General features: G+C 63.4%; 11 protein-coding genes. 1 reads left to right on the top strand and 10 read right to left on the bottom strand.

Annotation, left to right across the window (positions count from 1 at the left end):
* Positions 1-55: 55 nt before the first annotated feature.
* The 3 genes from F4U95_RS16245 to F4U95_RS16235 all read right to left on the bottom strand — a co-directional run bounded on the left by F4U95_RS16245 (position 56) and on the right by F4U95_RS16235 (position 3,495).
* Positions 56-1,321: a gallate dioxygenase gene (locus tag F4U95_RS16245; RefSeq protein ID WP_021225603.1), complete on the bottom strand. Its 1,266-nt coding sequence runs from the start codon at positions 1,319-1,321 to the stop codon at positions 56-58.
* Between the two features lie 71 nt (positions 1,322-1,392).
* Entirely contained in the window at positions 1,393-2,499 is a 1,107-nt protein-coding gene (locus F4U95_RS16240) for a Rieske 2Fe-2S domain-containing protein (protein ID WP_021225604.1), read from the bottom strand.
* Positions 2,500-2,523: 24 nt separating this feature from the next.
* Positions 2,524-3,495: a PDR/VanB family oxidoreductase gene (locus F4U95_RS16235; protein ID WP_021225605.1), complete on the bottom strand. Its 972-nt coding sequence runs from the start codon at positions 3,493-3,495 to the stop codon at positions 2,524-2,526.
* Positions 3,496-3,641: 146 nt separating this feature from the next.
* Between F4U95_RS16235 and F4U95_RS16230 the strand changes: the two genes are divergently transcribed.
* Positions 3,642-4,847, top strand: coding sequence for a LysR family transcriptional regulator (locus F4U95_RS16230; RefSeq protein WP_161600401.1), 1,206 nt, complete (start codon positions 3,642-3,644; stop codon positions 4,845-4,847).
* A gap of 64 nt (positions 4,848-4,911) precedes the next feature.
* On the opposite strand, the gene F4U95_RS16225 is transcribed toward F4U95_RS16230, so the two are convergent.
* The 7 genes from F4U95_RS16225 to F4U95_RS16195 are packed head-to-tail and all read right to left on the bottom strand — an operon-like array spanning position 4,912 to position 12,908.
* Positions 4,912-5,931, bottom strand: coding sequence for a sugar phosphate isomerase/epimerase family protein (locus tag F4U95_RS16225; RefSeq protein WP_150426405.1), 1,020 nt, complete (start codon positions 5,929-5,931; stop codon positions 4,912-4,914).
* A gap of 21 nt (positions 5,932-5,952) precedes the next feature.
* Positions 5,953-7,098, bottom strand: coding sequence for a Gfo/Idh/MocA family protein (locus tag F4U95_RS16220; protein ID WP_150426404.1), 1,146 nt, complete (start codon positions 7,096-7,098; stop codon positions 5,953-5,955).
* A complete protein-coding gene (locus tag F4U95_RS16215; protein WP_150426403.1) occupies positions 7,095-8,312 on the bottom strand; it encodes a lactonase family protein in 1,218 nt (405 codons plus the stop codon). Before F4U95_RS16215 ends, F4U95_RS16220 begins: the two co-directional genes overlap by 4 nt.
* A 4-nt stretch (positions 8,313-8,316) precedes the next feature.
* A complete protein-coding gene (locus F4U95_RS16210) occupies positions 8,317-9,435 on the bottom strand; it encodes a xylose isomerase (protein WP_150426402.1) in 1,119 nt (372 codons plus the stop codon).
* A gap of 1 nt (position 9,436) precedes the next feature.
* Positions 9,437-9,904, bottom strand: coding sequence for a C-glycoside deglycosidase beta subunit domain-containing protein (locus F4U95_RS16205; RefSeq protein WP_150426401.1), 468 nt, complete (start codon positions 9,902-9,904; stop codon positions 9,437-9,439).
* Positions 9,905-9,943: 39 nt separating this feature from the next.
* Positions 9,944-11,218, bottom strand: a complete 1,275-nt coding sequence (locus tag F4U95_RS16200) for an MFS transporter (RefSeq protein WP_150426400.1) — start codon at positions 11,216-11,218, stop codon at positions 9,944-9,946.
* A 25-nt stretch (positions 11,219-11,243) separates the two neighbouring features.
* Positions 11,244-12,908, bottom strand: a complete 1,665-nt coding sequence (locus tag F4U95_RS16195) for a GMC oxidoreductase (RefSeq protein WP_150426399.1) — start codon at positions 12,906-12,908, stop codon at positions 11,244-11,246.
* Positions 12,909-12,911: the final 3 nt, after the last annotated feature.

The raw sequence follows: 12,911 nt of genomic DNA, 5'->3' as shown, positions 1-12,911 counted from the left end.
CGAGGCCGCGCTACCCGTTGGCCCCGGACTGTTTTGTTTTGGATTGCGATAGTCTTCAGTTGCCGGCTGGCGCAGCGACCCCGTAGCTGACCTGCTGATTGCGGGTCTTCTGAAACTCTTCGAGCGATTGCCCGCGCATTGCGGCATAGATCGCCGGATTGGGCACACCGCTCAACGCGGCCAGCTTTTCCAAGAGGAAGAAGATGGCGCCATAGTGAATAAGCCCGCGCCAGTCACGGTTGCGTATCAGGCGACGCTCCTCGTCGCTAAGATCGGCGGCGGCCAATGTCCCATCCTCGTCGGCCCGGAATGTGGCACGATGGCCGGCATCGATGAGCGAGTGGAGGAACTTGTTGACCTTCCAGCCGCGCGCACTGCGATCGAGCGTATAGGGATAAGTCCCCTCCAGTCGGCTGATACCCGCCAACTGCGAACCCATCATATGGAGATGATGCGCCGCATCGCTTTCTGTCATCGGCGCGGCCTCATTCTCGTAAATGGCGGTCGCGATCGCGCACATGGACGGCAGATAATAGCTCTGGTGGATCTTGCGCACGCTCGCCGAGAGCGCGCCGCGCATCACCAGCCACATGATTACTTCGGAGCCCTCCATCCCGCCGAGCCGGGCATAATCGGCATGGGTCAGGCGGGTCAAAGCTATCGGGTCCTTCTCCAGCAGATCGAGAAACTCCGCGTCCCAAGGTGTGTTGTTGAAACCACAGCGCTCCCCGTGGACCTGATGCGACAAGCCGCCAGTGGCGACGATCGCAACCTTAATATCCTCAGGATAGCTTTCGATCGCACGGCGCAGCGCCTGCCCCAGCTTGTAACAGCGCAGCGCAGACGGGATCGGGAATTGCAGCACGCCCACCTGCAGCGGCACGATCTTTGTTGGCCAACGCTGCCCGTCATTCTCCATGAGCACGGACAGTGGCGAGAAAATGCCATGGTCCAGCCCCTTGTTGCGGAAGGTGCTCATATCGAACTCGTCCGTCATCAGCGACTGGACGATATGGCGGGAGAGCGCCGCATGGCCGCCGATCGCAGGCATCGGGCGCGGGCCTCCGCCCTCGTCTGCCACCCGATAGCTATCATCCACCCCGAGGCAGAAGGCAGAATAATGGTCAAAGAAGAAAGAGGTGATGTGATCATTATAGATCATCAGCAGCACGTCGGGCCGCTTATCTTCGAGCCATGTGCGGATCGGGAGATAGGCGTCAAAGATCGGCTTCCAGGCCGGATCCTCCTGCTTGTTGGCGTCAAGCGCGAAGCCGATGGTCGGCGTATGCGAACTGGCGATCGCGCCGATAATGGTGGCCATGTCTAGTCCTGTCGAAATCTGATCAAAATGCGGAGGCGCCGGCCGTTGCGGAGAGGCCAGCGCCGATCGTCTCAGCCCTGTTCGGCCATGGCGAGACGATACATGACACGTCGCGCCATCAGGCCGGGCTTGTCGGGCGCGAAACTCAGGTCGAACTGTTCCTCGCCATCGGTGCGGACCACTTCGTTGATCCATTCCAGCGCTTCCACATCCTCCGAATAGGCCTGGGTGTGGGCTTCCAGCATGAACCGGTCGATGGCGGCATCACCGGGCAGATAGTCGCGCGAGTTGAACCACCAATAATGGATGGAGTCGTTCGTTTCCGGCGTGAAGACATGGGTAATGTTGTAGCGATAGAGGCTGGGTTCACCCGGATCGGGATCAACCACGCTGACGCGGGCATACGCAGTGTGCAGCGCAGGGGACACGAAACGTGCTTCCGACGTGCGGTCGACCAGCTTGTGCATGATGTTGGCGGGCTTGCCATAAACGCCCGGCGGCGGCGCGTTGCGCAACTCGCGACGGATCACGACCTGGTTATTCTCGGTCGAGGCGGTGAGCTTGGACCGGGCATATTCCGGCGTTCCGACCGTATCGGGATGCAGGAACGGGAAATGGGTCTGGTCGATCAGATTTTCATGCATCGCGACATAGTCGGACTTGATGTGGAAATCGCCCGAGACGGTCCCCCAAGCCGGATCGCTGAGCCAGAAAGTATCGGGAATCAGCGCTTCGTCAGCCAGGTCCGGGGACCCCATCCAGATCCAGGTCAGCGGCCCGCGATCGACGATCGGGAAGGTCTTGACCGACGCGGTCGCAGGCACATGCGGCAGCGCGGGCATGTGCGCGCATACGCCGTCCGAACCGAATTCCATGCCATGATAGCCGCACACAAGTCGGTCGCCGACCAACTTGCCGCGCGCCAGCGGAAAGGAACGGTGCGGGCAGCGATTGCGCATCGCGACAGGATCGCCGTTCTCGGTTCGATAGAGCACCACGTCGACGCCCAGGAATTTGCGGGCTAGCGGCGTGCGACAAATCTCGCTCGCGCGGCCAGCGGCATACCAGCAGTTGCGGATCAAAGGCGTGCGGTTGTTCGCGAAGGAGCCTGCGTCATGTGGCGCCATGGCGGCGAAGATGTCATGTTCTTTCTGCTGCGGCGATGCGGTCGTGACCATGGTGCCTGTCCTTTCCCTGCAATGTCAGATGTCGAGTTCCAGCACGCGGCCAGTGATGCGCGAGCAGCAGATCGTCACCTGCCGCCCGGCCTCATGGTCCGCGTCGCTGAAGAAATGGTCGCGATGATCAAGCACGCCGTCGCAGCCGATAACGTCGGTGGTGCACAGGCCGCATTCGCCCCGGCGGCAGTCGGCAAAGGTTTCGAGTCCGGCCGCTTCCAGCGCGTCGAGGATCGTCGTGCCGGCGCCGACCGGGATGGTCGCGCCGTCCTTCAGCTTCACATCGAAGGCGGTATCCTCCGGCTTATGCGCGGCGTTGAAAACCTCGAAGCGGATGCGCGCGGGGTCCCAGCCGCGCCGCGCGGCGGCGGCGACCAGGGCATCGATCATGGCGGGCGGGCCGCAGACATAGGCCTGCGTGCCTTGAGGCTGCGCAGCGAGCAGTCTGTCCAGATCCGGCAGGCCGGCCGTGCGAGACTCGTGCAGCGTCAACCGATTGCCGCACAGCGCCTCCAGTTCATCGGCATAAGCCATGGCAGCGCGATCCATGCCGGCGTAGAAGGCGGAGAAATTTTCGTGCCGGGTCAGCAGCGACCGGGCCATGGCGAAGATCGGTGTGATGCCGATGCCGCCCGCGACCAGCAGGTGATGCGGCCGATGGCGTGACAGGCGGAAGGCGTTGAGCGGACGCGAAACCCGGACCTGCGATCCGACGATCAAATTGTCATGAATGAAGGCGGAGCCGCGCGCGCGATCCTCCCGCTGCACGGCGATGCGCCAGAAGGGTTCGGATGGCTGATCGGGCGACAGCGGGCCGACCACCGAATAATGGCGCAGGAAACGTCCCTGCGCGCCACCAAAGCGCATCTCGACATGGCTGCCGGCCTCGGCCAGCGGCAAGGCAACACCATTGGCCGCACCAATGAGAAATTCCGATATCCTGTCCGTCAGATGACGCCGTCCCACGATGACGGCATCCAGATATTTATCCTGCATGACCTCTCCCATGCGCAGGCGAGCCAGATCGCATCGCCATAGCTAGTGCATCGCATACATCTAACGTCCGGGCCGGCAGTCGGGTTATGCAATTTGCAAAACTATCCTTGCAGAATAGGTATAATGGTGAAAATGACCGGAAACCCATGGCAAGCGACCGCCCCACCCTACCCATCAAGCAGTTGCGCACGATCGTCGCGATCGCCGAGCAGGCGAGCCTGGCGCGCGCTAGTCAGCAGCTCAACCTCAGTCAGAGCAGCCTGTCGCGGCAAGTGGCGGAAGCCGAGCGGCATCTGGGCCATAGGCTGTTCCAGCGCGGCTGGAACGGGACCGAGCCGACATCGGCCGGCGCCATCGTGATCGCCCATGCGCGGCGCATGATGACGGCGATCACAGCAGCGCAGAGAGAACTGCAACCGCCCGGGACGCGCGGCACCGACCTTGGCTATCATCTGAACTGGTTCCTGCTTGATGCCGTCGATGCCGTATGCACGAGCGGCAGCGCTTGGGGCGCCGCCGCGCGACTTGGCATATCGCAGCCGACGATCAGTCGGACGCTGGCCCAGGCGAATGCAGCCGTCGGCCATGCTCTCTTCACCCGCAATGCGGCGGGCATGGAGGCAACGCCCTCCGCCGCAATCCTGCGTCGGCTGCGCGACCAGTTGCGCCATGATGCCGACCGCATCCCCGAAATGCTGGGCGCGCTTACCGGCGAGATGACCGGGCGCATCGCTGTCGGCCTGCTTCCCTTTTCCGAGCAGGACGTCATCGTCCAAGTGTTCGCGCACATACTGCGCGATCATCCGCATGTCCGGTTGCAGGGCGTGACCGGCAGCTACGCAGCCCTGACAGACGCGTTGCGGCGCGGGGAAATCGACTTCATCATCGGGCCGTTGCGTGGGGGCGACGCGTCCGCCACGCTCGCCGAACGGCCGCTCCTCGACGAATATCTGACGATCGTCGCGCATCCCGGCCATGCCCTGGCCCAAGGCCCGGTCAGCCTGGAACAACTGGTCGATCATAGCTGGATCGTTGGCCCGCACGGCACCCCGACACGGCAATATTTCGAGGCGGTGCTGCTGGAACATGGCATGACGCCGCCGCTCCAGATTTGCGAGATGGTGACCTTTCCGCTCGCCGAGCGGATGGTGCTGGAAAGCGATGCGATCGGCCTGCTGACCTACTCGGCGCGGCAGCGGCGAGCACTGAGGACGCGGCTGGCCGTAATCCAATCCGATTTCCCCGATGCCAAACGGCAGATCGGGGTCATATCGCTGAAACGCCATGCGCCGTCTGAGCCGCAGGCACTGTTCCTGAAAAAACTGACCGCGACACTGGCACAATCGACCTGATGGGCGGCGCCCCACGGCGTGCAGATCGCGAGGCGCCAAGACTTTCACCTGAAAGGCGGTCGTCTTATTCCTGATTTTTCGCGAACGCCGCGTCGAAGCGGACACCAGGCAAATCCCACAGCAGCGAGCGGACAAAGCCGACCGCTTCCTTCGCGCCATGCAACCTGTCCATGCCGGCATCTTCCCACTCGATCGAGATCGGCCCAGCATAGCCAATCGCGCGCAGCGCCCGGAAACTATCCTCCCATGGCACATCGCCATGGCCGGTCGACACGAAGTCCCAGCCCCGGCGCGGATCGCCCCAGGGCAGATGCGACCCCATCACACCGGCGCGACCATTGCGCGGACGCAGCCGCGTATCCTTGCAATCGACATGATAGATGCGGTCCTGAAAGTCCCAGATGAACCCTACCGGATCGATATTCTGCCACATCATGTGCGAGGGGTCCCAGTTGAACCCGAATGCCTTGCGATGGCCCAATGCCTCCAGCGTCCGCACACTGGACCAATAATCATAGGCGATTTCGCCCGGATGCACTTCATGCGCGTAGCGCACGCCCTCGCCGTCGAAGACATCGAGGATCGGGTTCCAGCGGTTCCCGAAATCCTCGAACCCAGCCTCGATCACCGCATCGGGCACCGGCGGGAACATCGCGACATAGGGCCAGATTTTCGACCCGGTAAAGCCTACCACCGTATCGACGTCCAGCCTGCGCGCGACCTTGGCGGTCAGCTTCATCTCCTCGGCGGCCCGCTGGCGCACGCCTTCGGCGTCGCCATCGCCCCACACTTTCGGGCGCACGATCGCCTGATGACGGAAGTCGATCGGATCATCGCAAATCGCCTGTCCGGTCAGATGATTGGAGATGGCGTAGAGTTTCAGGCCATGGCGATCGAGGATTGCGCGCCGATCGGCGAGATATGCGTCATCCTCCGCCGCGCGCCATATGTCGAGATGCTCCCCCGAACAGGCGACTTCCAGCCCGTCATAGCCCCATTCGGCGGCCAGGCGGGCGACCTCTTCCAAAGCCAGATCGACCCACTGGCCGGTGAACAGCGTGACGGGAAGCGCGGCTTTCGACATGATGATACTCCTTCTCGTCCGTCAGTTCTGCGGTTCGGCAGGCACATCGACCCATGCGCTACTTTGCGCCGACGCGATGACTGCATCGATGATCCGCGCCGATCGCAGGCCGTCGGCGAAGGTCGGCAGGCCCGCCGGCCCTTCGCCCCGGACGGCGGCATAGCTGTCCGCCACGAAATTCTCGAAACATTGGGCATAACCCTGCGCATGGCCGGACGGCAGACTGGAGAGGCGACGGGCATCGGTCGCCCCCTGCCCCGGACTGCGGTGCAGGATTTCGATCGAGTCCTCACTGCCCAGCCAGACTGTCTCGGGCGTTTCCTGATCGAACACGGCCGATTTGCTGGCGCCGTCAAACTCGAACCAAAGCCGGTTCTTGCGACCCGCCGACACCTGCGAGATCACCGCACTGCCCAGTACGCCGCGTTGGGTGCGGAAGAGGATCGTGGCGGCATCCTCGGTATCGACCTTGGCCAGCGGCCCCGCGGCGTCGCCACCGGAAAAGCTGCGCTGCGAAGCGGCCGGGCGTTCCGGCACGGTGATGGTCATGGCCGCCATGACCGACACGATCCGTTCACCCGTCACGAACTCCATGAGGTCGCACCAGTGCGATCCGATATCGGCAAACGCTCGCGAAGGACCGCCCGCGCCCGAATCCAGGCGCCAACTCGTCGCCTGTGGCGAGAGCAGCCAGTCCTGCAGATAGCTGCCGTGCAGAAGCTGCCACGCGCCGAACTCCCCAGCCTCACGCCGCGCGCGGATTTCGCGTATCAGGGGGTGGAAGCGGTAAACGAAGGGCACGGCCGCGACCCTGCCTGCATCGGCGGCCAGCGCGTGCAGGCGCAGCGCCTCCTGCGTGTCCACGGCCAGCGGCTTTTCGCAGATCACATGCGCGCCGGCGGCGACTGCCGCCTCGACATGGGCGGCATGCAGATTGTTGGGGCTGCAGACATGGACCATGTCCAGCTCGAGCGCAGCGAGATCATCGAGTGAGCCGATCGCCTGCACGCCCCATTTGGTAGCGGCCTCGGCCGAACGCTCGGGCGAGGATGCCATCACGCCGACGAGCTCCGCGCCGGCGAGCAGGGCAGCGCGCCGGTGGACTTCGCCGATCATGCCGGCGCCCAGGATCGCGACTCGAGGGGGCTGGCCGGAAACGGTGGTCATCCAATGTCTCCTGCAGACTGTTGCGCTCCATCGAGTTCGACGAAGGCGATAAAGGCGGGATCGGGCAGCGCGAAATCCGTCAGCGGCGACAGATCACCCGTCGTCGCATCGACGCCGTAGGCCCGCACGAGATGCGCCGGGCGATCGGCTACCAGCAGAAACGTGCCCGACGGATCGAAGGCGAAACTGCGCGCGGCGAGTCCCGGATGGATCGACGGCGCGAGCGGCACGGCGCCGCGCCGGCTGAGTTTCTCTCCGTCGAAGGCGAACCAGGCAAGACTGTCCTCGCCGCGATTGTTGACATAGATGCAGCCGCTCCGCCGATGGATGCGGACATCGGCGGGTTCGTTGACACGGCCGGGGTCGCTTGCGACCGTCGACATCCGATCGACCAGCGTGAAAGCCCCCGTCTCCGCATCGAAGCGCAAGGCTGCCAGTTCCGACGCGAACTCCAGCGTGGCGAAGGCGTGTCCGCCCGTCGCGTCGAAGGCGATATGGCGCGGCCCGGTTTCCGGGGCCATCTGCAAGGTCGCGGCCGGCTCCAGCCTGTCGCCGAAGCGGAAACTGTGGATACGGTCGGTACCCTTGTCGCAGACGATGACATGGTGGCCCGACGGATCGATCACCGCGCAATGAGCGTGGGGACTGGCCTGCGCATGGCCGCCATTTTGTGGCGAGAAATTAGGATCCTGACCATGGCCATCGAAGACATGGACATCGCGCAGCGCGCCGATGCGTCCGTCCACCTCCAGCCCATAGAGCAGCAGGGTGGAATCGTCATAGACATAGTCCGTGCCCCAACCGCCATCGGGCAGGCGCACGACCTTCTCGACATGCTGAAAGTCGCCATGATTGGCGCAGACCAGCGATCGGCTGCCCGCATGATAGTCGAGGAAGGTCGGGCGTGGCCCCGGCGCATTCTGACTGTTCAGAAAGCGCAGGGCACCGTCGCCCTCTACCACAAAAGCATGGACGGCGGCGGGCGGATCGACCGGGCCGCGCCCATCTGTCTTGCGCTCGTCCACGGCATAAAGCGTCCGCGTCTCCGGCGCATAGACCAGATAGCCCGCCTCCTTCCGCTCCTCGACCCGCGACAGCAGGCGCAGGTCGCTGCCATCCGCCGCGACGGCGAGCGCATAGACGCCTCCGCCCGTGGCGCCGGGTGCGCAGCCATAGGAACCGACATAAGCGATCAGGCGGGCGGCATGGCTCATGCGATCAGGCCGCGATCAGGCGGTTCAGCATTTCGTGATGGCGGCGGACCTGTTCCACTTCGTCCATCATCTCCGCCCGGCTGCGGTCCTGCGAATAGCGCTGCCCTTCATATTCGGTGTTGATATAGCCGGTATAGCCGCCATCCTTCAGCGCCTTGATCGTGCCTTCATAATCGATCGCCATGTCCTGATATTCGCCGGACCGGCCGGGAATTTCCGACATATTGTTGAACTTGCCATGACAGCTGACGACATGCGGCACCAGCTGGCGCAGCGTATCGAAGGATGTGTGCGATTGCATGATCGCTTCGGCAACGACGATATAGTCGAGCTCGCTGGCCTGCGGCACGCGGGCGTCGGCGAAGGCACGCAGCGCCTCGAACGGTCCCTTGAGCGCCGTAATGGCCTCGCCGCTGGTCAGGAATCGCTTGTATTCGCTGCGCAGATTGCCGGCGGTCTGCTTGGCAATATCGGCAAAGTCGAACGGCCCCTGCCCTGCGCGCAGCAGCGCGGAAAGTTCGACCGAGGCCGCGCTCGCCTCCGGCTGTGCGCCGCGCCGCTCATATTGGGCGAGCAGCACTTCGCTCGGACGGAAACCGTAAATGCCAAAGTCGGGCACGATGCCGATCGCGTTGATGCTATGTTTTTCGGCATAGTCGATGATCTCGGTGACCTGCTGCCCTTCCAGCGCCATGGGCTGATGCACTTCCTTGCCCAGCCGCATGCCCAGCCGCTCGATCTCCGGCAACGCCTTCACCATCACGTCCAGCGGACAGGTGGAAAGCACGCGGACATTGGCAAAGCCGAGCCGATGCGCCAGCCGGATATCGTGGCGCAGCCGTTCCGCCACCTCGTCATGATCCATCACATGATCGCGGAACTGCAATACGTCGAAGGACACGTCCATGGACACAGGCACCGTGCCGTAACGCTCCATCCAATCGAACCATTGCACCACGAATGCGTCGCCTGGATCGGGGTAGCGCAGCGACATTTCGTCAACGATCTCGATCCCGTCGGCGCCGGGCAGATTTTCACTGACCTCGCGGATCTGGTCCTCCAGCGTCAGTTCCTTGAAGAAATGCGACTGCTGATAGCTGTAGAGCGAAACACCGGTCTTCATGTCAGGCCTCCGCCGTTTCGGTGAGTGTCAGATGATAGGTGATGATCTGCGGTGTCTTGTCCGATCCTGCGCCGGTGCCTGGCGTCGGCGGTTCCTTCACCCAGGCTTCGTCGGTCGGCAGATAGCCATAGGCGGCGATCACGCATTGCTGGAAACGCACGACATGCGCGCCCGCGGACAGTCCGCCGGGCGCACGGATGTGCAGGATCGCTTCGTCGTCATAGTCCCAATGTTCTCGGACGGCGGCCTTGATCTCATCAAAGCCGCGCGGCGGCTTGCCGTTCACCTCGAAACTCTGCGCCTCGCGCGGGTAGAGCGTGCCGTCGACTTCCAGAAAATAGCCGGTGTGCAGCGACAGATAGACGCCGCGATAATTGGCGATGCGCACCGCCATCTGGAAACCGACGATCTCGCCGTCGATGACGTCATTGCGCAAACTGTCGGCGCGGATCAGATAATTATCAAACATGCCTATGATCCTGTCGAAGAAGGATGGAGGGTCGTTCCGTCATGCGGGCTTCGGCTGTTCCGGTCGGTACAATGCCAACCACAGCAGGCAGGTGACGATCGCCATGCCGATCGGCCCGACCCACATGGGGGACCAGGCGGACGCACCATGGCTGGCCATAGCGGGAATGACATACGCGCCGTAGATGACGCCGGAACCGGCCGAACCGATCGCCGCGCCAAAGCCCGACACCATCAGGATCAGCCAGCCCTGCGCCTGCGCGGCAAGTTCGGCCGGGGCGATGCGGGCGATTAACATGGCGGCGACGACAATGAAATAATCGTTGCATATGCCATGCAGCGCCACCGCGCCGATCGCATAGGGCATGCCGCCCTTTGCCGCGAAAAGCAGCAGCGCAAAGCGCACGCTCCACATCAGCATGCCGAAGAACAGCGCCCATTTCATGCCGATGCGCGCCAGAACCCATGGAATGGTGCCGATGAAGACGACTTCGGAAATCGGCCCCAGCGCCAGCACGCCGGCGACATTGTCGATGCCCAGCACCGCCAGATAGGGCGACGCGAAACTGTTATAGACGCCCAGCGAGATCGAGGTGAGCAAGGTGCAGATCATCAGCACGGCAAAGGTGCGGTTGCGGAACAGCACCAACGCCTTGACGCCGATCAGGTCGCCCAGAGAGAAGCGTGCGCCTTTGGCCGGTGGTGGCGTGCGCGGCAGGGTGAAGGCGGACATGGCGGTGATTACCGCAAAGATCGCCGCGAAATAGAAAAGGCCGGTCGAAGCCGACAGGCCCAGCCAGCCGATCGCCAGTCCCGCCACGACCCAGCCGAGCGGCCCGAACAGCCGGACATAAGGGAAATGCTTCTGGTTTTCGCCCAGCAGCGTCAGCGAGATCGAATTGATGAGGCCCAGCGTCGGCTGAAAGCTGCACATATAGACGAAGATCAGCGCCAGCGTCAGCGTGGCGTTATGCGACTCTATTGCATGCGGTAGCAGCGCCAGAAGCACCGCGCCCACGGCATGGGCAATGGCCAGAACGTTGCGCGGCGCCAGATAGCGATCGCCCAGCGCCCCCAGGAACAGGGGCGACAGGATCGCCGCGATCGCGCTGATCAGATAGGCGGGGCCGATGATGCTATCGAGCCCGTTGCTCGCGAGCACCAGGCCCAGTGTCGCGAACCAGGCGCCAAAGACGATGAATTCGACCAGTGTCACCAGGCTGAGCCGCGCGAGCAGGAAAGGCACGCGCCCATCCATCTCGCCGAACCCGACCGGCCTCAATTCCGTCTGCGCGCCTGCTATGATCCCTGGCATATATTCTCTCCGTGGCGTCGTGGGATCAGGCCTGTCTTGCCGACAACAGCCTGGCGACGCGCGCACTCGCCCGCAGGCTGAGCGCCATGATGGTCAGCGTCGTCCCGCTGGTACCGCCGGTCGTGAAGCTGCTCGCGTCCGTCACGAACAGGTTCGGCGCATCCCAGACCTGATTATCTCCGTTCAGCACCGACGTCGCCGGGTCGCTGCCCATACGCGCGCCGCCGCTTTCGTGGATCGCCGCGCCCATCGCCATGCTCTTGGTAAAGTTCATCCGCACCAGCATCCGGCTGAACCAGTCGGCATCGGGGAAGATCCCGCGCCCATGCTCCTCCAGCCCCAGCCCGTTGCCGACAAATTCCGTTTCCAGCCCCGCATTTTCGGCCATCTCGAAGATCGCCTTCGACTGGGCGCGCAGAACTTTGACATCATTGTCGCCCATCTTGCAGCGGATATGCGGGATGGGGATGCCCCATCTGTCCTTGCGCGATCGGTGCAGGCTGATGCGGTTGTCGGCATTGGGCAGCATTTCGCCAAAGCCCATGATGCCGAACTTGGCGGCATTGCCCTCGGGCGAGAACAGGCGGCCGATCGTCCCCTGATAGCCATAGCCACGCAGGAAATCACCATTGGTCTGCGACAGGACATTTTCCCAACGCGGGATATAGACGCCGCCGCCCACGCCGTAGAAGGGATCGGCCGGCACCGTGTCATCGGCTTCCCAACCGGTCCGCCCCGGCACCGTGCCCATGATCATGGACGGCATCTGGTCCATGAAATAGCGACCCAGCATATCGTTGTTATTGCCGACGCCGTTAGGATGCTTGCCACCTGCGGAATTCAGCAGCAGGCGCACGGACTCGATCGCGGATGCACAGACCATGACGGCGCCCGCGCGCACGGTTTCGACCTGCTTGCTGTGGGCATCGACAAATTCGACGCCGGTCGCCGCGCCCGTCGCCGGATCGGTCAGGATGCGGCGAGCGATCGCTTCCGAACGGATCGTGAGCTTTCCCGTCTCCTGTGCCTTCAGGATCGGCACCGGCACGCGCTTGATATTGGGCGGCATATAGCGCCAGGAGGTCGCTTTGCGCCCCGGCCAATGCTGCTCGGTCGCTTGCTTGAAGTCGCGCTCGGCCGCCGTCAGCTTTGACGGGCCGGCATAGTGACCGTCGGGGATGCTCGGCACGCCCTCCGGGCAGCCGCGCACGCCCAGCGTCTCCTCGACGCGGGCATAGTAAGAGGCAAGAGCGGCATAGGCGATCGGCCAGTTTTCGCCAAAGCCGTCACGGTTCGCCGCCTTGAAGTCGCCGTCGGACCAGCGCATCAGCACGCGGCCAAACGTATGCAGCCGGCCGCCCAGTTGCTTGCCCCGGATCCAGAGAAAAGGTGCATCCTTGTCGGTGCTATAAGGGTGATCGCTGTCCTTGACGAACAGATGGCGCTGCTGCTGCGCATAGAGCGCGACGCGCGACTGGAGCGGCTGCCCCGTCACCGACGCCCGGATGCGAGCCCAAAGCTGAACGCCCTTTTCCTTGGGGCCGGAAAGGTTGATGGGAAAATCATCAGTAGTGATCGTCCGGCCCGCTTCCAGCAGCAGAACATCAAGCCCCTGTTCGGTGAGGCCCATCGCGGCGAAGCTGCCGGCCGCGCCGGAACCCACAACGATCACATCAAACTGCCTGTCCATCGG

It is taken from the genome of Sphingobium limneticum (genome assembly GCF_008710165.1).
Classification (GTDB): domain Bacteria; phylum Pseudomonadota; class Alphaproteobacteria; order Sphingomonadales; family Sphingomonadaceae; genus Sphingobium; species Sphingobium limneticum.
This window is presented reverse-complemented; position numbering and strand designations above follow the sequence as displayed.